At 49.0% G+C, this 20,728-nt stretch carries 8 protein-coding genes and 10 pseudogenes; 12 read left to right on the top strand and 6 right to left on the bottom strand.

The window, feature by feature from the left end; translation table 11 throughout:
• Nucleotides 1-41 precede the first annotated feature (41 nt).
• From hisA to hisIE, 3 genes and pseudogenes are all read left to right on the top strand, one after another.
• Nucleotides 42-779 carry a 1-(5-phosphoribosyl)-5-[(5-phosphoribosylamino)methylideneamino]imidazole-4-carboxamide isomerase gene (hisA, locus tag ABDK09_17050; protein XAW88729.1) on the top strand — a complete coding sequence of 246 codons (738 nt, stop codon included), beginning with the start codon at nucleotides 42-44 and terminating at the stop codon, nucleotides 777-779.
• Nucleotides 761-1,535 (top strand): annotated as a pseudogene (gene hisF, locus ABDK09_17045) (imidazole glycerol phosphate synthase subunit HisF). Before hisA ends, hisF begins: the two are co-directional and overlap by 19 nt.
• Entirely contained in the window at nucleotides 1,532-2,167 is a 636-nt protein-coding gene (gene hisIE / locus ABDK09_17040; GenBank protein XAW88728.1) for a bifunctional phosphoribosyl-AMP cyclohydrolase/phosphoribosyl-ATP diphosphatase HisIE, read from the top strand. The pseudogene hisF and the gene hisIE overlap by 4 nt, the downstream one beginning before the upstream one ends.
• A gap of 86 nt (nucleotides 2,168-2,253) precedes the next feature.
• On the opposite strand, the pseudogene ABDK09_17035 reads toward hisIE, so the two are convergent.
• Nucleotides 2,254-2,968: pseudogene (locus ABDK09_17035) on the bottom strand (pseudouridine synthase).
• Nucleotides 2,969-3,449: 481 nt separating this feature from the next.
• Between ABDK09_17035 and ABDK09_17030 the strand changes: the two are divergent.
• Nucleotides 3,450-5,680 (top strand): annotated as a pseudogene (locus tag ABDK09_17030) (NADP-dependent isocitrate dehydrogenase).
• A gap of 176 nt (nucleotides 5,681-5,856) precedes the next feature.
• Here the strand turns inward: ABDK09_17030 and cspD are convergent.
• Entirely contained in the window at nucleotides 5,857-6,078 is a 222-nt protein-coding gene (cspD, locus tag ABDK09_17025; GenBank protein ID XAW88727.1) for a cold shock domain-containing protein CspD, read from the bottom strand.
• A gap of 532 nt (nucleotides 6,079-6,610) precedes the next feature.
• Here cspD and clpS point away from each other — a divergent pair.
• Both clpS and clpA read left to right on the top strand, forming a co-directional pair.
• Nucleotides 6,611-6,932: pseudogene (gene clpS / locus ABDK09_17020) on the top strand (ATP-dependent Clp protease adapter ClpS).
• Between the two features lie 40 nt (nucleotides 6,933-6,972).
• Nucleotides 6,973-9,241 (top strand): annotated as a pseudogene (gene clpA, locus ABDK09_17015) (ATP-dependent Clp protease ATP-binding subunit ClpA).
• 323 nt (nucleotides 9,242-9,564) lie between these two features.
• Here clpA and infA read toward each other — a convergent pair.
• The 3 genes and pseudogenes from infA to aat form a co-directional block, all read right to left on the bottom strand.
• Nucleotides 9,565-9,784 (bottom strand): annotated as a pseudogene (gene infA, locus ABDK09_17010) (translation initiation factor IF-1).
• Between the two features lie 81 nt (nucleotides 9,785-9,865).
• A complete protein-coding gene (locus ABDK09_17005) occupies nucleotides 9,866-10,567 on the bottom strand; it encodes an arginyltransferase (GenBank protein ID XAW88726.1) in 702 nt (233 codons plus the stop codon).
• A 2-nt stretch (nucleotides 10,568-10,569) separates the two neighbouring features.
• Nucleotides 10,570-11,298, bottom strand: a complete 729-nt coding sequence (gene aat, locus ABDK09_17000) for a leucyl/phenylalanyl-tRNA--protein transferase (GenBank protein ID XAW88725.1) — start codon at nucleotides 11,296-11,298, stop codon at nucleotides 10,570-10,572.
• A 44-nt stretch (nucleotides 11,299-11,342) separates the two neighbouring features.
• Between aat and ABDK09_16995 the strand changes: the two are divergent.
• Both ABDK09_16995 and aroA read left to right on the top strand, forming a co-directional pair.
• Nucleotides 11,343-11,799, top strand: a pseudogene (locus ABDK09_16995) (glycine zipper 2TM domain-containing protein).
• Between the two features lie 195 nt (nucleotides 11,800-11,994).
• A pseudogene (gene aroA / locus ABDK09_16990) lies at nucleotides 11,995-13,282 on the top strand (3-phosphoshikimate 1-carboxyvinyltransferase).
• 61 nt (nucleotides 13,283-13,343) lie between these two features.
• On the opposite strand, the gene ABDK09_16985 reads toward aroA, so the two are convergent.
• The gene (locus ABDK09_16985) at nucleotides 13,344-13,592 is read right to left on the bottom strand and encodes a YciN family protein (GenBank protein XAW88724.1); all 249 of its coding nucleotides are present in this window, start codon (nucleotides 13,590-13,592) and stop codon (nucleotides 13,344-13,346) included.
• 339 nt (nucleotides 13,593-13,931) lie between these two features.
• On the opposite strand from ABDK09_16985, the pseudogene topA reads away from it, so the two are divergent.
• The 4 genes and pseudogenes from topA (at nucleotide 13,932) to ABDK09_16965 (ending at nucleotide 20,725) form a co-directional block, all read left to right on the top strand.
• Nucleotides 13,932-16,564: pseudogene (topA, locus tag ABDK09_16980) on the top strand (type I DNA topoisomerase).
• A gap of 470 nt (nucleotides 16,565-17,034) precedes the next feature.
• On the top strand, nucleotides 17,035-18,252 hold the full coding sequence (gene glgC / locus ABDK09_16975; protein ID XAW88723.1) for a glucose-1-phosphate adenylyltransferase: 1,218 nt from the start codon (nucleotides 17,035-17,037) through the stop codon (nucleotides 18,250-18,252).
• Nucleotides 18,242-19,709 (top strand): annotated as a pseudogene (gene glgA / locus ABDK09_16970) (glycogen synthase GlgA). Before glgC ends, glgA begins: the two are co-directional and overlap by 11 nt.
• A gap of 182 nt (nucleotides 19,710-19,891) precedes the next feature.
• Nucleotides 19,892-20,725: an alpha/beta hydrolase gene (locus ABDK09_16965; GenBank protein ID XAW88722.1), complete on the top strand. Its 834-nt coding sequence runs from the start codon at nucleotides 19,892-19,894 to the stop codon at nucleotides 20,723-20,725.
• Nucleotides 20,726-20,728 lie beyond the last annotated feature (3 nt).

Below are 20,728 nucleotides of genomic sequence, written 5' to 3'. Positions count from 1 at the left end.
AGTGCCTGGTGACTGTTATCAGGCCTTAATAAGGAATAGTGATGATCATTCCCGCATTAGATTTAATTGAAGGCCAGGTGGTACGTCTGTATCAGGGCGATTACGGCCAGGTCACCGAATATAAAGTGGACCCTGCAGAGCAGTTCAACCTGTATCACCAGGCTGGCGCGAACTGGCTGCACCTGGTTGACCTTACTGGTGCCAAAGATACCACGGCACGTCAGCTTGACCTGATTGCCAGACTGCTGGCCAGCACTCCGGCTAACATCCAGATTGGTGGTGGCGTGCGCAGTGAACAAGACGTGATTGATTTGCTGGAAGCCGGTGCACAGCGTGTTGTGGTCGGCTCTACCGCTGTGAAGCAACCAGAACTGGTCAAAGGCTGGATGAGCAAATACGGCGCAGAGAAGATTGTTCTGGCGCTGGACATCAATATCGATGCTGACGGTGTACGTAAAGTCGCGATTTCCGGCTGGCAGGAAGATTCAGGTGTGACCATTGAAGCCCTGATTGATGATTACCTGACGGTCGGTCTCAAACACGTGCTGTGTACTGATATTTCCCGTGACGGCACGCTGGCAGGCTCGAACGTTGACCTGTATGTTGACTTGTGTAAACAGTATCCACAGGTTCAGTTCCAGTCTTCAGGCGGTATCGGTAGCCTGGCGGATATTGAAGCACTGAAAGACACCGGCGTCGCGGGCGTGATCGTAGGTCGCGCTCTGCTGGATGGTAAATTTACCGCAGAGGAGGCGTTCGCATGTTGGCAAAACGCATAATCCCTTGTCTCGATGTTCGTGATGGTCAGGTGGTGAAGGGCGTTCAGTTCCGTAACCACGAAATCATCGGCGATATCGTCCCGTTGGCACAACGTTACGCCGCAGAAGGCGCGGATGAGCTGGTATTTTACGATATCACCGCATCCAGTGACGGCCGCGTGGTGGACAAAAGCTGGGTGTCTCGTGTGGCAGAGGTGATTGATATTCCTTTCTGTGTTGCCGGCGGCATCAAATCAGCAGAAGATGCTGCACGTATTCTGGAATTCGGCGCGGATAAAGTGTCGATTAACTCTCCGGCTCTGGCTAATCCGCAGCTGATCACGGATTTGGCGGATAAATTCGGCGTGCAGTGTATCGTGGTGGGTATCGACTCTTACTTTGATAAAGAGACCGGTAAGTACCAGGTGTATCAGTTTACCGGTGATGAAGCGCGCACCAAAGCAACCCAATGGGAAACCAAAGATTGGGTGCAGGAAGTGCAGAAACGTGGTGCCGGTGAAATCGTGCTGAACATGATGAACCAGGACGGCGTGCGTAATGGTTACGACCTTGACCAGCTCAATATGGTGCGTTTCTGTGTGTAAAGTGCCTTTGATCGCGTCCGGCGGTGCTGGTGCGATGGAGCATTTCGCCGATGCTTATAAGCTGGCTAATGTCGATGGTGCCCTGGCAGCGTCGGTATTCCACAAACAGATCATCAATATCGGTGAGCTGAAACAGTATTTAAAACAACAAGAGATCGAGGTAAGACTATGAGCCAAGCAGTACCAAGCCTGACAGAGCTCTCAGACCGAATTAACTGGGAAAAGGTCGATGGTCTTGTACCGGCAATTGTCCAGGATTTCGCATCCAGCCAGGTGCTGATGATGGGTTACATGAACCAGGACGCTCTGGCAAAGACGCTGGAAACTGAGCAGGTGACGTTTTTCTCACGCACCAAAGAGCGTCTTTGGACCAAGGGTGAAACTTCGGGCAATGTGTTACAACTGAAAAATATCGCTTTGGATTGTGACCAGGACACGCTGCTGGTTAAAGTTAATCCAATCGGTCCGACCTGTCACACCGGTACCACGACCTGCTGGGATGGCGACTCGCAAGAGGAGTCACAAATGGTGTGGCTTCATCAACTTGAGCAGCTACTGGCTTCCCGCAAGAGTGCCGACCCAGAGTCCTCTTACACCGCCAGTTTATATTCGCGTGGTACCAAACGTATTTCGCAGAAAGTGGGCGAAGAAGGTGTTGAAGTCGCGCTTGCGGCGACGTCGGGCGATAAGGCGGAACTGATTTGTGAATCGGCTGACCTGATTTACCACCTGCTGGTGTTGCTGCAGGATCAGGGCCTGTCCATGAGTGATGTGATCGATAAGCTCAAAGAGCGCCACAAGTAACGCTGAGTCATACCCCAGTACGACCTAATGCAAGACGCCCTTTAAGGGCGTTTTGTATTATTGGGTTGCTCCATTTCACTCACCGTTTAAAGTGAAATCTCTTTCCATTCTCCGGGCTGCAGGTCGCCGAGTACAATATCACCCATGGAATAGCGGATCAGGCGCAGGGTAGGGAAGCCGATATGTGCAGTCATGCGGCGCACCTGACGGTTACGTCCTTCGATGATGGTGATGGCCAGCCAGGTGGTCGGGATTGCGGCACGAAAGCGCACCGGCGGATGGCGATCCCAGAGTTTGGGCTCGGTCATAATGTCCACTTTTGCAGGCAGCGTCGGGCCATCTTTGAGCGTGACTCCGCGTCGCAACTGTTCCAGATCTTGCTCTTGCGGGGCGCCTTCCACCTGCACCCAGTAGGTCTTCGGCGATTTAGACTGCGGCTGAGTCAGCCTGGCCTGCAAAATGCCATCATTAGTCAGAAACCATCAGTCCTTCACTGTCACGATCAAGGCGACCGGCGGCATAAATGTCCTTGAGCGGAATAAAATCCGCCAGAGTTTTACGCCCTTCACCGTCGGTAAACTGACTCAGCGTGTCAAACGGCTTATTGAAGATCACGACTTTACGGTCTTGAGGAGACACTCTTGGCTTATCGGCATGTGTGCGTGGCCCGTTTGCGGGTTTGCGACGACGTTGTGGACTCTTGGCACCACGTACAGAATCGGAAGATTTTGCTCGTTTAAAATGCGGCTTTGGGGCGCCGTGTGTTGAGGTAGCAGAAGCTCGCGGCGAGCGGGATGACATGTTAAGTACCTTGCAAAAATGTGAATGACTTGTATTTCAAAGTTTCCAGACGGACGGATTTAAGCTATTATTTGCGCGCCCGAAAACAGTAATGACGAACAAGATGATAGACTATTATCTTAGTTTTGTTTAATTATAACTGCCTTCACTCACGGACTGTATCCCAAGTCATTGGATCTGCTGTCAGACCAGAAGCGCATCGGCCCTCAAAAGCAACTTATTGTATGGAATTGAGTTGTATGGAATTGAGGACAGGGAGCGCGGCGTCGGCATCAAAGCAGCGACAAAGCGATTGGGTATTAGACGGACGCACAGATTCATCGTGTCCGGCCCGGGACTTGAAGACCGAGACTTGAAAAAGTGGGATTATCGTACCCTGGTTGGACGGCGCTTCCTGCTGGGCAGGAGGGGTCAACAGAGTACGGACATTCACACAGTGTGATGCAATTCATTGCGCTGTTAGAACAAATAGGGAAAGTTCATGCCTACAGAAAAACCTACAATTATCTACACCATCACTGACGAAGCTCCGGCACTTGCCACTTACTCATTGCTGCCAATCATTCAGTCATTTACAGCATCGTCAGGTATCAACGTTGAGACGCGTGACATTTCGTTAGCAGGCCGAATTCTTGCCAACTTCCCTGAGCACTTGAAAGAAGACCAGCGTATCGGTGACGCGCTGGCTGAACTGGGTGACCTGGCTCAGACTCCAGAAGCGAACATCATCAAGCTGCCAAATATCTCTGCATCTGTTCCTCAGCTGCGTGCAGCCATCAAAGAAACTTCAGGAAAAAGGCTACAGCCTTCCTAACTACCCAGATGAGCCAAGCACTTACGAAGAAGAAGCGATCAAAGCAACTTACGACAAAATCAAAGGTAGTGCGGTAAACCCTGTATTGCGTGAAGGTAACTCAGACCGTCGTGCTCCGGCTTCAGTGAAAAACTATGCGAAGAAGAACCCGCACTCAATGGGTGCCTGGTCTGCAGATTCTAAGTCACATGTCGCAAGCATGGACGACAAAGATTTCTTCGGCAGCGAAAAGTCACTGACTGTTGATGCAGCCACTCAGGTTTCAATTGAATTTGTCGGTAAAGATGGTTCAAGCAAAGTGCTGAAAAAGCCATTTGCGCTGCAAGATAAAGAAATCATCGATACCACAGTATTGAACAAGAAAGCTCTGGTTGAGTTTTTCGAGAAAGAGATCGCCGAAGCGAAGAGCCAGGATGTACTGCTGTCTCTGCACATGAAAGCGACGATGATGAAAGTTTCTGACCCGGTGATTTTCGGTCACGCGGTCAAAGTGTACTACAAAGATGTGTTTGCTAAATACGGCGAGCTGTTCGAACAGCTGGGTGTAGATGTGAACAACGGCCTGGGCGATGTATACGCGAAGATCCAGACTCTGCCAGAAGCGCAGCGCAATGAGATCGAAGCGGCGATCGCAGCCGTTTATGAAACCCAGCCTGCACTGGCGATGGTTGACTCTGACCGTGGCATCACCAACCTGCATGTACCAAGTGACATCATCGTTGATGCATCTATGCCGGCCATGATTCGTTCTTCCGGCCAGATGTGGGGCCCGGATGGTAAACAAAAAGACACCAAAGCACTGATCCCGGATCGCTGCTACTCAGGTGTTTACCAGGCTGTTATCGAATTCTGTAAAGAAAATGGTGCATTCGACCCAACCACGATGGGCAGCGTGCCAAACGTTGGCCTGATGGCGCAGAAAGCGGAAGAATACGGTTCACACGACAAGACCTTCATCCTCGACGCTGAAGGTAGCGTACGCGTTGTTGACGCTGCGGGTAACGTGCTGCTGGAACAAGCCGTTGAAGCTGGCGACATCTTCCGTATGTGTCAGGTGAAAGATGCACCGATCCAGGATTGGGTTAAACTGGCTGTGGCCCGCGCTCGTGCAACGGGTGCACCAGCGGTATTCTGGCTGGATGAAGCTCGCGCACACGATGCAGAGCTGATTAAGAAAGTGAACCAGTACCTGCCTGAGCACGACACTGCTGGTCTTGAAATCAAGATCCTGTCACCAATCGAAGCGACTAAGTACTCTCTGGTTCGCATTAAAGAGGGTCTGGATACTATCTCTGTCACTGGTAACGTTCTGCGTGACTACCTGACTGACCTGTTCCCGATTCTTGAACTGGGTACCTCAGCGAAAATGCTGTCTATCGTTCCTTTGATGAACGGTGGCGGTCTGTTCGAAACCGGTGCTGGTGGTTCTGCGCCTAAACACGTTCAGCAAGTAGAGAAAGAGAACCACCTGCGTTGGGATTCACTGGGTGAATTCCTGGCTCTGGCTGCGTCGCTGGAGCACTTGAGCGAAGTCAGCAATAATCCTAAAGCACAAGTACTTGCTGATGCACTGGACAAAGCGACCGGTCAGTTTCCTGGATACCAACAAGTCTCCGTCACGTAAAGTCGGTGAACTGGATAACCGTGGCAGCCACTTCTACCTGGCTATGTACTGGGCACAAGCTCTGGCTGAGCAAACTGCAGATGCGGACCTGGCAGCAGAGTTCGCACCAATTGCGAAACAGATGCAAGACAACGAAGCAAGTATCGTTGCTGAGTTGAACAGCGCACAAGGTGTAAGTGTTGACCTGGGTGGCTACTATGCACCGGTATTTGAAAAAGCATCCGCTGTTATGCGTCCGAGTGCGACTCTGAACAGCATCATCGATCGTGCGTAATGACTGACACGGAGTCGTGACTTATATACAAGTAACCGTTACTCACATGTGGGTAACGACTCCGCTGCAGCAAACGCTCAGATGTAAAAAAAGTAAACCCGCCACAAGGCGGGTTTACTTTTTACGGCAGTCGGTAACGCTTACCGAACAAAATATCTATCATCTTTTGGCAGCGATTATTTTGCTTGTTGACCCTCAATCGGCACAACGCTGCTGGCGTGGTAACCTTTAGGTCCTTGTTCAACTTCATACGATACTGTCTGGCCCGCTTTCAACGTCCGATAGCCATCCATCTGGATCGTTGAGTAATGGGCAAAAATGTCTCCGTCTTCACCTTCCGGACAAATAAATCCAAATCCTTTGGCGTTGTTGAACCATTTAACTGTACCTGTAGCCATGCTTTACATCCCTCATGCATTTTCGTTACTGATGTTGTTTAAGAGAAACTCACTTATTCTCCATCGTCGTGAGATCTCCAAGTAGTGAATAGCCATTTAGCCGCTGCCAAATTTTTAGTCACTATTTGACCAATGTAGTCAATGATTGAACACAGTCAATAGGAAAACCGTATAAAGATATGTAGTTTTATAAGTAAATCACTATTGGTAGTACGCAACTCAAACTTATGGCACATGTTGGTGAGTGATTTACAATTTGTTAATGGCAAGTTGCTAATTTGATAATTTTGACAGTTGCAAATAGCGAAGCATATTGTGAGTTTGTTTGCATATTGGTGGTTGCTTTTTGTTCAAATGCATGTGTGATGGCACTGAATAGCAATCTTTTATTTGCAGCGATACAATTGCTGCATTAGTCTCTAATTAAGGGTTGTTTTTCACCTGAAGTGACAGCATGTTAGGTTATGAAACCGTGTTGTGAATGGGACTGAATGGGTTATTGATTTGAGAAACAGTCTGAATAACGGCCGTCATGAGCAAAAACTTTGAATGGGTGTCTCCGGGCTCAGAAACTACTGGAGCGAGAAGAAACAGGGATCAAGCCACCGGCTATGTATAACGTATTGTTAAACAACGACGATTACACACCGATGGACTTTGTCATCGAAATCCTGGAACGTTTTTTCTCGATGGATATAGAACGAGCGACACAGGTAATGCTCAAGGTGCATTACGAAGGTAAAGCAATTTGTGGCACATTTACTGCAGAGGTTGCAGAGACGAAAGTCGCACAGGTGACAATGTACTCAAGGGAAAATGAGCACCCACTGCTATGCACCATGGAGCAAGCTTAGAACTTGCGACGACGATGTGGTTGTTCCTTAAGGAGGCCTTATGCTTAACAAAGAACTAGAGTCGAGTCTAAATGGCGCGTTCGCTCGAGCGCGGGACAAAAGACATGAATTTATGACCGTCGAGCACCTCCTACTCGCATTGTTGGAAAACGATGCCGCGAAGGAAGCACTGCTGGCGTGTCAGGCTGATATCGACACATTACGTCGTGAGCTGGATACATTCATCGATCAAACGACGCCCCTCATTCCGGAAAATGACGAGACGCGTGAGACACAACCAACGCTGAGTTTTCAGCGAGTTTTGCAGCGTGCCGTTTTCCATGTTCAGTCATCCGGGCGCAGTGAAGTGACCGGAGCTAATGTTCTGGTCGCCATTTTTAGTGAGCAAGAGTCTCACGCAGCCTACTTGCTGAAGAAAAACGACATCAGCCGTTTGGATATTGTTAACTTCATTTCACACGGCATCACCAAAGCGTCCAGCTCCGGCGAAGACTCTTCATCCGATTCTTTCGGTACCGAGAGCGGTGAAGAGGTCAGCGCAGACGAACGTCTGGAAAGCTTTGCCACCAATCTCAACCATCTGGCCAAGCAAGGTAAGATTGACCCGCTGATTGGTCGTGACAAAGAGCTGGAAAGAACCACTCAGGTTCTGTGCCGCCGCCGCAAGAACAACCCGCTGTTGGTGGGTGAGGCCGGTGTGGGTAAAACGGCTATTGCTGAGGGTCTCGCATGGCGTATCGTTGAAGGCCAGGTGCCTGAAGTGATCAAAGACAGCGTGATCTACTCGCTGGATATCGGCTCTCTGCTGGCGGGTACGAAATACCGCGGCGATTTTGAGAAACGCTTCAAGTCGATTCTTAAACAACTGGAAAAAGAGAAAGACGCTATCCTGTTTATCGATGAAATCCACACCATCATTGGTGCGGGTGCAGCATCCGGTGGCCAGGTTGACGCCGCTAACCTGATTAAGCCTCTGCTGAGCAGCGGTAAACTGCGTTGTATCGGTTCGACGACTTATCAGGAATACAGCAACATTTTTGAGAAAGAGCGTGCGTTATCGCGCCGTTTCCAAAAAATTGATGTGGTAGAGCCATCTTTGGATGACACCACCAAGATTCTGATGGGGCTGAAGCCAAAATACGAAGCGCACCACGATGTCCGTTATACCAACAAGGCTCTGCGTGCGGCTGTTGAGTTGTCGGCGAAATACATTAATGAGCGTCACTTGCCGGATAAGGCTATCGATGTGATTGACGAAGCCGGAGCGCGAATCCGCCTGCTGCCAGCCAGTCGTCGTAAGAAAACCATCGGTGTGGCTGAAATTGAAGCCATGGTCGCAAAAATGGCGCGTATTCCGGAGAAATCAGTCTCGTCTTCTGATAAAGACATCCTGAAAAATCTGGATCGTAAGATGAAGATGCTGGTATTCGGACAAGATAATGCGATTGACGTTCTGACCGAATCCATCAAGTTAACCCGTGCAGGGCTGGGCTCGGACAATCGTCCGGTCGGTTTCCTTCCTGTTCGCCGGTCCGACCGGTGTCGGTAAAACGGAAGTCACAGTTCAGCTGTCTAAATTGCTGGGTATTGAACTGCTGCGCTTTGATATGTCTGAGTACGGTGAACGCCACTCTGTGAGCCGCCTGATTGGTGCGCCTCCGGGTTATGTTGGTTTCGACCAGGGCGGTTTGCTGACGGATGCGGTGATTAAGCACCCTCACTCGGTGGTACTGCTTGATGAGATTGAGAAAGCTCACCCGGATATCTTTAACCTGCTGCTGCAGGTGATGGATAACGGTACTCTGACGGACAACAACGGTCGTAAAGCGGATTTCCGCAATGTGATCCTGGTGATGACAACCAACGCCGGTGTGGCAGAAACCGTGAAGAAATCGATCGGTATGATCCAGCAGGATCACAGCCACGATGCGATGGCGGAAATTAAGAAGGTGTTCACCCCTGAATTCCGTAACCGTCTTGATCACATCATCTGGTTCAACAGTCTGGATGAACGTGTTATCCATCAGGTGGTCGACAAATTTATTGTCGAACTGCAGGTTAAGCTGGATGCACGTGGAGTGTCTTTGGAAGTCTCCGAAGATGCGCGTCACTGGTTGGCAATGAAGGGCTATGATCGTGAAATGGGCGCCCGTCCAATGGGCCGTGTTATTCAGGATAAACTGAAAAAACCATTGGCGAACGAATTGTTGTTCGGCTCACTGGTTGATGGCGGCACAGTAAAAGTTGCGTTGAGTGACGATAACCTGACGTTTGAATACATGGGAACCCGCGAAGAAGTGGTTCACTGATTCACCCGTCTGAGACCCGCTGAGTCTTTTCAATAAATGCAAAAAGCGCACTGAATTCAGTGCGCTTTTTTGTCTTTCGGATCTGGGCAGTTTGTTCGATTTGCTTGCCAATTCAAGTCGCACAGAACACAACACGTATTACCGCTTTGTGTGAGTCGTCCAGGTTACCTGTTTGCCTGCTCTTTGCAGAGCGGCATCGTAAGCATGCAAGGAACTCTCAGGTTCGACAAGCGGCCAAGTCGAGCAGGGGAAAGGGAACAGGAGGCCCGAAAAACAAAAACGGAGCATAAAGCTCCGTTTTTGTTGCATTCGAAAATCAATGATTAACGAGCACGGAAGACGATGCGCCCTTTTGTCAGGTCGTATGGTGTCATCTCTACAGTCACTTTATCACCCGTCAGGATACGGATGTAGTTCTTACGCATTTTACCAGAGATGTGAGCAGTCACTACGTGACCGTTTCTCTAGCTCAACGCGGAACATTGTGTTTGGAAGAGTATCAAGGACCGTACCTTGCATCTCAATTACGTCTTCTTTAGCCATTTAATCCTCTTTAGAAATTAGGCAAATATTAACGGCCGCATTCTGCCGCTAATTAAACAATATGTAAAGTTGGGCAGTATTCTACCCTTGCCAACGCTGATTTACTAGCCTTTGATGACGTCGGAAACGCACTTTGTAGTTCATTGCCGGACATTCATCAATTTGATATCCCAGATAAAGCCACTGTTTATCCAGCTGCTTACACAGCTCCAACTGGGTCAGCACGCCCAACGTGCCCAGCGACAGCGGATGGTCCGGATCGAAAAAGGTGTAAAACGCACTGGCACTGTGGGGAAGGATATCGGTTATTGCGACCGCCACCAGTTTATCCTGATGGTATATATGCAAATAGCGGGTATCTAACCAGGCGCAGCGGGCAAATTTATCAAATTCATCTTTACGTGGTGGGTACATGGTACCATCGCGGTGACGTGCTTTGATATAGCGCGAATAGAGACTAAACCAGTTTTTATCCAAATTCTGTTTAAGTTGCCACGAAAATTCACTGCGCATCTTGCTGAGCAGGCGTTTTTGGCTTTTGGATGGTACAAAGTCGCTGACTGAGACTCGCAGAGCTTCACAAGCGTTGCATGCATCACAATGGGGTTTATAGATGGTATCACCGCTACGACGGAATCCGTTTGCCAGCAGAATTTCATAGTTTTCGGCAGACTGCATCTGGCTGTCGATAGCGACAGCGACACGTTCCATGCGATCTTTGAGGTAACTGCACGGGTGATTACTGGTCAATCCGATACGAATGTTTTGCAGCTCAGAGCTCATGTTTATTCCTCAGTCGTTGTTTGCGCCGGACAAGGCAGCCACTGGGGCTCAAAACAACGTTTGCTTACGTCCTGTTTCTTTAAAGATAGCAACAAATCCATGAAATTGTCTCGGGATAACTCCTTTGCACCCAATGATTTAAGGTGAGGGTTCATGACCTGGCAGTCAATCAGTTCGCCCTGATGAGCGGCAAAATGGTGACAGAAATGCCATAGTGCTATCTTGGAGGCATTCGGTTTAAGACTGAACATCGATTCGCCGCAAAATAGTCTGCCGACCTGAATGCCGTACAGGCCACCAATAATTTGCTGGTTGTGCCACACTTCAACGGAATGGCAATGTCCCTGACGCGCCAGTTGCTTATAAGCTTGACGCATTTCGTCATTCAACCAGGTTTCTTCAGGTGTGCGCACTGCTGCACACATGTCAATGATATGAGCGGTATTGTGATTAATACTGACGGCATAAGCGTGCTTACGTTGAAATTTTTTCACACTTTTGGCGGCGTTGAATGTCTTAGGATCAAACACAGCGCGAGGAGACGGGCTCCACCATAAAATCGGTTCACCCGGGCCATACCAGGGAAATATACCGTTCTGGTAGCCGTTAAGAATCCGGTTTGGGTGCAGGTCGCCACCAAAAGCCAGCAGGCCGTTTGGCTCTTGCAGAGCAAGGTAGGGGGATGGAAAACTAAAGTCATCCCTGGCTAACTCGGTGAGATAAATCGTCATAGTATGCGTTTTCCGGTAATCAAGAACCCGACAGGAGTAAAAACATGAACAAGTGGATTTGGATCTTATTGATTTTTCCTCTCTTTGCCAATGCTGCCTATCAGCGAAATCAGGCAAGACCGGTGAATGAGGTGGTGTTTGGGACTGTCGATACAGTACGTTACATCTCTCAGCAGGACATTGTCCATTCTAAGGCTAATGGTTGGGAAACCCTGCTTGGTGCCGTCGTCGGTGGTTTGATTGGCCATCAGTTTCGGTGACGGGCACGGACGACAGGTTGCGACAGCAGTTGGTGCTATCGCCGGAGCGGGTATCGTTCGCCATCAGGGCGATCAGAGTTATCAGGTTGAATACCGCCTGGTCGAAATCCTGATTAAGACCAAGGATGGTAAATTGATTGACGTTATCCAGGACATCGACAACCAGATGCTGTTTGCCGCCGGTGATCGGGTGCGTATCCTCTATTTTAATGATGGAGTGAGGGTCGATAAAGAGATGTGAGGCGCGTTTGACACTGCGTGATAGCGGACAATGTACTGACCCAGGTGCAAACCGTCAGAATTTCATTTCAAAGCCCCGATTAACACTGGCGCTGGGTGGTGATTTTGGTTAGTCTGCGGATACGAAGAATTTTCACTGCCGTAACGATCATTGCATAAGACAGGAGTAGCGGCAGTGCAAGGAAACACAACTTTAATGGAAAGCCTCACTTTACAACCCATTGCAAAAATTGACGGACAAGTGAACCTGCCAGGTTCAAAAAGTGTATCAAACCGCGCCTTGCTACTGGCAGCGCTTGCTAAAGGCACAACCCGCCTGACTAACCTGCTCGACAGTGACGATATCCGTCATATGTTGAACGCCCTGACTAAGTTGGGTGTGGTATACCGCCTGTCTGATGACAAAACTGAGTGCGAAGTGGAAGGATTAGGTAAGCCGTTTACCGCCACTGATGTTCAGGAGCTGTTTTTAGGTAATGCCGGCACAGCGATGCGCCCGTTGGCAGCCGCTCTGTGTCTGGGCGAGGGTGACTTCATCCTGACCGGCGAGCCGCGCATGAAAGAGCGTCCGATTGGCCATCTGGTTGACGCACTGCGTCAGGCCGGTGCTCAAATCGAGTATCTGGAAAATGAAAATTATCCGCCGCTGCGTATTCAGGGTACAGGTCTGCAAGCCGGCAGCGTATCCATCGACGGTTCAATCTCCAGCCAGTTTCTGACGGCATTTCTGATGTCAGCTCCGCTGGCGCAGGGGCAGATTACCATCAATATCGAAGGTGAGCTGGTTTCTAAGCCATACATTGACATCACTCTGCACATTATGGAGCAGTTTGGTGTGCAGGTCGTTAACAATGATTACCAGCAGTTTGTGATTCCTGCCGGTCAGTCTTATGTCTCGCCAGGTCATTTCATGGTTGAGGGCGATGCATCCTCGGCCTCTTATTTCCTTGCTGCTGCTGCAATTAAAGGCGGCCAGGTGAAAGTGACCGGGATTGGTAAAAACAGTATCCAGGGTGATATTCAGTTTGCTGACGCATTAGAAAAAATGGGTGCGCAAATTGAATGGGGCGAAGATTACGTTATCGCGCGTCGTGGTGAGCTGAATGCGGTTGACTTAGATTTCAACCATATTCCGGATGCAGCAATGACCATTGCGACTACCGCACTGTTTGCCAACGGGACGACTGCGATTCGTAACGTCTACAACTGGCGTGTGAAAGAGACAGATCGTCTGGCGGCAATGGCAACAGAATTGCGTAAAGTTGGTGCGATAGTGGATGAGGGTGAAGATTACATTACCATCACGCCACCGGCACAGCTGACGCACGCAGCGATCGATACCTATGATGACCACCGCATTGCGATGTGTTTTTCACTGGTCGCATTGAGCGATACGCCTGTCACCATCAATGATCCTAAGTGTACGTCGAAGACGTTTCCCGGACTACTTCGATAAGTTTGCTCAGCTGAGTCACGCCGAGTAAAGTTATTTAAAAAATAGTTACACAAAGCTATTGATATAAAAGCCTCTTTAAGAGGCTTTTATTATTTTTGCAGCGTAAACTCTTTGGATAGTTGATGAGCCAGATATTTAAACATATTGAACACCGCTGTTGTCTTTTCGGTCGGCATACCGTTTGAATCGAGAAAGTAATTTCCTTTGAACACCAGAACATCGGCTTTCTCTTCCACACTGTCTGCGCGCATGCCTTCGATGTAACTTTCATGCTCTTGAATCAGTTGGTTGGCGATGAGCAGCAGATCGAATTCGCTGATGTGGGTTTTGCTAGTCATAACTGGTCTCCTCGGTAGTCATGTGTTGCCAGTTTAGGGTTGTGACACGCAAATACCATGATCAAAAACAGGAAAAATGAGATTGCTGCATTTGACTAATCTGTGATTTGTTCCATATTTCACCTGTTTGCAGTCGCGCTGCCACGCAAGTCATTTTAGTATGTGCGGGATTTCCTGCGACGAGTGAGGTTTCGTCGATTTGTCGAGCAAATAAGTGGATTTTTTTAAAAACCTGTTGATCTTCTCTTTATTCGGCTCGATAGTAAAAAAAGAAGCAATATTGTAGAACGTCATGCGATTTACTGTTCGCATAGTGATTAAGGACATTTGAGTCAAATTATGGGTAAATCACTCGTTATAGTGGAGTCGCCAGCCAAGGCCAAAACGATCAATAAATATCTTGGCAAAGACTTTATTGTGAAGTCTAGTGTCGGTCATGTCCGCGATCTGCCAACCGCCGGTCAAAGCACGGCGACGAAAAAGAAAGCTGCACCTGTCTCAAGCAAAGAGTTAAGTGCGGAAGAAAAAGCACGCCTGAAGAAAGAGAAGGACCGTGCTGCACTGATCAAGAAAATGGGTATTGACCCATACCATGATTGGGAAGCCAATTACCAGATTCTACCCGGCAAGGAAAAAGTCGTTGCCGAACTGCAAAAGTTAGCGAAAGACGCAGACAGCGTTTATCTCGCAACCGATTTGGACCGCGAGGGAGAGGCTATCGCTTGGCACCTTCGTGAGATCATCGGTGGCGATGAAGAGCGATATAAACGTGTTGTGTTTAACGAAATCACCAAGAAACGCTATTCAGCAAGCTTTCCAGCAGCCTGGAGAGTTGAACATGGCTGGCGTGAATGCTCAGCAGGCGCGTCGCTTTATGGACCGCGTGGTGGGCTTTATGGTGTCACCTCTGCTATGGAAAAAAGTGGCACGAGGCTTATCAGCCGGTCGCGTTCAGTCTGTGGCGGTAAAACTGCTGGTGGAGCGCGAGCGCGAAATTAAAGCGTTTGTACCGGAAGAGTTCTGGGATATCCACGCTGACACTCTGACGCCAAGTCAGGAAGCATTCCGTCTGCTGGTGGCTCAGAAAGACGGTGTGGCCTTCAAACCGTCTAACGAAACTGACGCTATGGCTGCGGTAGCTGCGTTGCAAAAAGCGCGCTACGAAGTGTGTAAACGCGAAGACAAGCCAACCAGCAGTAAACCGTCGGCACCGTTTATCACCTCAACCCTGCAGCAGGCGGCCAGTACGCGTCTGGGCTACGGCGTTAAGAAAACCATGATGCTGGCTCAGCGTTTGTATGAAGCGGGTTACATCACTTACATGCGTACCGACTCGACGAACCTGAGTTCAGAAGCGGTAGACGCAGTACGTGACTACATTACCAGTGAATTTGGTGATGCTTACCTGCCTGGCAAGCCGAATGTGTACGGCAGCAAAGAAGGTGCTCAGGAAGCGCACGAAGCGATTCGTCCTTCAAGCGTGTCTGTTAAAGCGGAAGACCTGGAAGGGATGGAAGCGGACGCTCACAAACTGTATGCACTTATCTGGAACCAGTTTGTCGCTTGTCAGATGACGCCGGCTAAGTACGATTCAACCACCGTCAGCGTTAAAGCGGACGAGTACACCCTGAAAGCGAAAGGTCGTATTCTCAAATTTGATGGCTGGACTCGCGTACAACGTCCTCTGGGTAAAAATGAAGACCAGATTCTGCCAGCGGTACAGGTTGGTGAAACTCTGGCTCTGGAAAAACTGGATCCGAAACAGCACTTTACGAAGCCGCCGGCACGTTACACTGAAGCTGCGCTGGTTAAAGAAACTGGAAAAACGTGGTATCGGCCGTCCTTCAACCTACGCATCCATCATCTCGACCATTCAGGATCGTGGCTACGTCAAAGTTGATCAGCGCCGTTTCTACGCAGAGAAGATGGGCGAGATCGTGACCGACCGCCTGGATGACAGTTTTGAAGATCTGATGAACTACGATTTTACCGCCCGCATGGAACAGAAACTGGACCAGATTGCGGAAGGTGAAACCAACTGGAAAGGTGTGCTGGATAACTTCTTTGAAGATTTCAGCCACAATCTGGAACAAGCTGAGCAGGATGAAGATCACGGCGGTATGAAGCCGAACCATATCGTGATGACCGATATTCTTTGTCCGACCTGTGAGCGCCCGATGGGCATTCGTACTGCCTCAACTGGTGTGTTCCTGGGTTGTTCCGGTTATGCACTGCCACCGAAAGAGCGTTGTAAGACGACGATCAACTTAGGCGATGAAGAGGGCATTATCAACGTTCTGGAAGAAGACGTTGAAACTGCTGCACTGCGTGCCAAGAAGCGTTGTCCTATCTGTGAAACCGCAATGGATGCGTACCTTATCGATGATAAGCGTAAGCTGCATGTGTGTGGTAACAACCCGAACTGCGACGGCTACATTGTTGAGAAGGGTGAGTTTAAGGTGAAGGGCTACGATGGCCCTGTGGTTGAGTGTGACAAATGTGGTTCTGATATGATGCTGAAAAACGGCCGTTTCGGAAAATACATGGATTGCACCAGCGAAACCTGTAAGAACACACGTAAGATTCTGAAAAACGGTGAAGTTGCACCACCAAAAGAAGATCCGGTCCATTTCCCTGAGTTACCGTGTGAAAACTCAGACGCATACTTTGTGCTGCGTGATGGTGCGTCCGGTCTGTTCTTTGCGGCAAGCAACTTCCCGAAATCACGTGAAACCCGTGCGCCGTTGGTAGAAGAGCTGGCGAAATACAAAGATCGTATTTCAGAGAAATTCCATTATCTGGCCGATGCACCGACTCACGACCCGGATGGTCGTCCGGCAGTGGTCCGCTTCAGTCGTAAGAGTAAAGAGCATTACGTACGTACTGAGGATGACGGCAAACCGTCAGGATGGACCGCACTGTTTAACGACGGTAAGTGGGAAATCACGGACAAGCGTAAGAACGCAAAGTAACGAGTTATTGTTAACGAGCGCGTTACACATATCTAAGGCAGCCAATCGGCTGCCTTTTTTATCATTGTCGTACCAAGTAAAAGTGAGTTTGTGTCGCAATTTTCTAACCTGGTTATGAACATCGTCACTTGACGGTATCCTCTGTCACATTTCACTCCTACACTGCTGGTTGAATATTCATCGCTTTAGGCGAAAGCCGTAACGGAATTGTTAGTTTTTAGGTATTAATAAACCCCTATTTTGTGAGCGGTATTAGGTGTTGGAAACGCAACAACAGATTCCATTAGCGAATGCTGATTCTTGAATTGTATTCCTGTACGGTTTAGATAAAGTAGATTAACCAACTGGTTGCATTTTGCGTTTCCCCACGCATCTGCTAGCTGTCTGTAATGTTACCGGTTGAGAGGAAAACGCCGTCTTCCCCCATCTTTCAGATATGACGAGCGCAATACAAAAAATGGAGAATAATAATGACTGGTGTACTAGGTATGATTTTAGCCGGTGGCGAAGGTTCCAGACTGATGCCGCTGACCGCTTCCAGAACCAAACCTGCCGTGCCGTTTGGCGGCAGTTACCGATTGATTGACTTCGCGCTGAATAACTTCGTTAACGCGGACATAATGCGTCTCTACGTACTGACGCAATTTAAATCTCAATCACTCTACCTGCATATGAAAAAAGGGTGGAACGTCTCCAGTATTCGTGACCGTTTTATCGATACCATTCCGGCCCAGATGCGCGATGGCAAACGTTGGTATGAAGGCACGGCAGATGCGATCTATCAGAACCTGCGTTTTGTCGAAATCTCGGAAGCAGATCAGGTGTGTATTTTTGGTTCTGATCATATCTACAAAATGGACATTCGTCAGATGCTGGATTACCACCGTCGCCAGGAAGCTCGTATGACGGTTTCTGCGATTCGTATGCCTATTTCGCAGGCATCTTCGTTCGGGGTTATCGAAGTCAATGAAGACGGGCTGATGGTTGGCTTTGAAGAGAAGCCTGAATGCCCTAAATCCATTCCGGGTGAACCGGAGTGGGCGCTGGTATCAATGGGGAACTACATTTTTGATACCGAAATTTTATGCGACGAATTACGTCAGGATGCCGCGAACGAAAACTCCAGTCATGACTTTGGTAAAGACATCATTCCGAAAATGTTCCCGGAAGGCGGCGTGTATGTTTATGACTTTTCTACCAATAGAATTAAAGGCGAGAAGGAGTCCAGCTACTGGCGTGATGTGGGTACGATAGAGTCTTACTGGTCAGCGCATATGGATCTGCTTGATAAAGAGCCGCCATTCTCCCTGTATAATCGTAGCTGGCCGCTGCATACCTATTATCCGCCACTGCCACCGGCTACCTTTGTCGATGTCGGCGATAAGAAGGTCACCATTAAAGACAGCCTGGTTTCTGGCGGTAGCTACATCCAGGCTTCGAAGATTTATAAGTCGGTTTTGGGGTATCGCAGTAACATTGGCACTGGCTCTTACATTAGTGAATCTGTTATCTTGGGAGACGTGAAAATTGGTGCAGGCTGCACAGTTAAGCGCGCCATTATCGACAAAAATGTGGAGATCGCCCCAGGGACTATCATCGGCGAAGACTTGGAATTGGACAGACAACGTTTCCATGTGTCCGACGAGGGGATCGTTGTCATAGCAAAAGGAACAAAAGTTGGATTCTAACCTTGAACACATTAATGTTTGGTTTGTTGTATCAGAAGCCGAAGGGTTGGTGAAGAGTGGTGGCTTAGCGGATGTCGCTAAGGCACTGCCTAAAGCACTGGCTGAACTTGGCCACCAGGTAGCGATTGTACTGCCTGGTTATCGCACAATTGCAGATAAAGATTCAGCTCCGGTGATCCTTGATACCGAACTGACCCATTGGCCGCATATCCGTTATCAGGTACGCCAGCGTGAACTCGATGGCGTGCCGGTTTACCTCATCGATTGCGACCAGTATTTTGACCGTCCTCAGCTTTATGCTGAAGGTAACCAGGCGTATCCGGACAATGGAGAGCGTTTTGGTTTCTTCTCTTCCGCCTGCCTGGACGTACTGCCTAAACTGGGTATCAAACCGGATATTATCCACGCCAATGACTGGCATACCGGACTGGTTCCGTTTTTGCTCAAAACCCGCTATCAGGATGATGGTTATTTTGAGGATGTAAAGAGTGTCCTGACCATCCACAACGCCATTTTCAAGGGTATTTTTTCTTACCATCAGCTGGAAGTGATCCCGGAACTCAATTTATCGGGAATGGAATTTCTGCAATATGGTCATGATCACATCAGCATGTTGCGCGCTGGTATCGCGTTTGCCGATAAGATTAATGCGGTTAGCCCGAACTACGCATCAGAGTTGCTGACACCACTCGGCTCACACGGCCTGGTTGATGATTTTGTCCATCGTGCCCGTGATTTGCACGGCATTGTGAATGGTTGTGACTATTCAGAATGGAACCCGAAAACCGACAATTACCTGCCGCAAACCTACAGCGATGACGCCGTATCACTGCGTGCCGGAAAGGCAGCCAGCAAAGCGGCATTGCAAACTGAACTGCAGTTACCGCAACGCGATATTCCCATGTTTGGCATGGTGTGCCGCCTGACTCATCAGAAAGGTTTCCATTACATTCTGCCTATTCTTGAGCAGTTTCCTGCGTAATGACGTGCAGTTGGTGATTGTGGGAACCGGTGAGCCTGAAGTTGCGGCTAAGCTGCATAAGATTGCCGCTGCTCACGCGGACAAGTTTGCGTTTGTCGAAGCCTACAGCAATCGATTTGCCCACCTGGTTGAAGCTGGCTCAGATTTCTTCCTGATGCCGTCAGAGTTTGAGGCCTGTGGTCTGAACCAAATCTACAGTATGGCTTACGGTACTTTGCCTATTGTTCGCGAGGTTGGCGGCCTGAAAGACACAGTACATGATTATGACAAGTATCCGCATGAGGCGACCGGTTTTGGCTTTCAGGAGCCGTCACCTGAAGCTCTGCTGATTACGATGCAACGTGCTTTACTGTTTTACCTGCAACATCCGGATGAGATGCTAAAAGTGCAGCAGCGCGCGATGGCCACCGATTTCAGCTGGAGTGAGTCGGCGCTGGAATATGTCAAAATGTATCGTCTGGCCCGGTTTGATTAATCCGGAGCAGATGAAGGCCGATATCTGGCTTTGAATGGACAAGGTCTATGGACGGAATGTGAAAGCATTCCGTTTTTTTATGGCAAATGGCTCATTTTGCGTACAGTTATCGGTGTTGAATGACTGACGCGGGCACAGATTATGGTAGTCTGTGCGCGAGTGATAACTGAGCCTGTTTACTAATGTCTGACAACATCTTGTTCCATAAAACGTATCTGCATCCATCCAGCTCGGAGTGGGTGGTATTTGTGCATGGTGCCGGAGGCAGTTCGTCGATTTGGTTTAAGCAAATTAAAGCCTATAAGCAGCACTTTAACTTATTGCTGATTGATCTGCGCGGGCATGGTAAGTCCGGCAAATTGCTCAAAGAGTTAATCTCTCACCGTTATACCTTCCACTCCGTGACTCAGGATGTACTGTGTGTGATGGATCACCTGCATATCCGCACTGCTCACTTTGTCGCTATGTCTTTGGGAACTATTATCGTACGTAATATCGCTGAAGTGTCGGCTGAACGGATTTCGTCTATGGTGCTGGGCGGTGCAGTTACCCGCTTTAATGTCCGCTCTCAGATACTGGTTCAGCTCGGACGCCTCGGCCAGCACATCATTCCTTACATGTGGCTGTATCGTTTATTTGCCTACATTGTCATGCCGCATCGCAGTCAGAAAGAGTCACGCCATTTATTTATTCGTGAAGCGAAAAAGTTGTGTCAGAAAGAGTTTAAACGCTGGTTTACTCTTGCGGCTGATGTCAATCCGCTGATGGGCTATTTCAAACAGAAGGACAGTGCGATTCCTACTCTCTATTTGATGGGAGAGAAGGATTATATGTTTATTGAACCGGTGAAAGAGATGGTTGCTGCGCACCGTCACAGTGAATTATACCAGATACCTGATTGCGGCCATGTTTGTAACGTTGAGCAACCTGAGCACTTCAATCAGGTTTCAATTGGTTTTATTCAGCAGCATGTTGCTGTTTCGCCGAGTATCATCCGATCGCTTGTACAGAGCTGAGGA

The sequence above is a fragment of the Vibrio sp. CDRSL-10 TSBA genome (genome assembly GCA_039696685.1).
Classification (GTDB): Bacteria; Pseudomonadota; Gammaproteobacteria; order Enterobacterales; family Vibrionaceae; genus Vibrio.
This window is presented reverse-complemented; position numbering and strand designations above follow the sequence as displayed.

Coding starts and splice junctions, on each gene's coding strand:
- hisA (XAW88729.1), top strand. CDS start 42: ATGATCATTCCCGCATTAGATTTAATTGAAGGCCAGGTGGTACGTCTG.
- hisIE (XAW88728.1), top strand. CDS start 1,532: ATGAGCCAAGCAGTACCAAGCCTGACAGAGCTCTCAGACCGAATTAAC.
- cspD (XAW88727.1), bottom strand. CDS start 6,078: ATGGCTACAGGTACAGTTAAATGGTTCAACAACGCCAAAGGATTTGGA.
- ABDK09_17005 (XAW88726.1), bottom strand. CDS start 10,567: ATGAGCTCTGAGCTGCAAAACATTCGTATCGGATTGACCAGTAATCAC.
- aat (XAW88725.1), bottom strand. CDS start 11,298: ATGACGATTTATCTCACCGAGTTAGCCAGGGATGACTTTAGTTTTCCA.
- ABDK09_16985 (XAW88724.1), bottom strand. CDS start 13,592: ATGACTAGCAAAACCCACATCAGCGAATTCGATCTGCTGCTCATCGCC.
- glgC (XAW88723.1), top strand. CDS start 17,035: ATGACTGGTGTACTAGGTATGATTTTAGCCGGTGGCGAAGGTTCCAGA.
- ABDK09_16965 (XAW88722.1), top strand. CDS start 19,892: ATGTCTGACAACATCTTGTTCCATAAAACGTATCTGCATCCATCCAGC.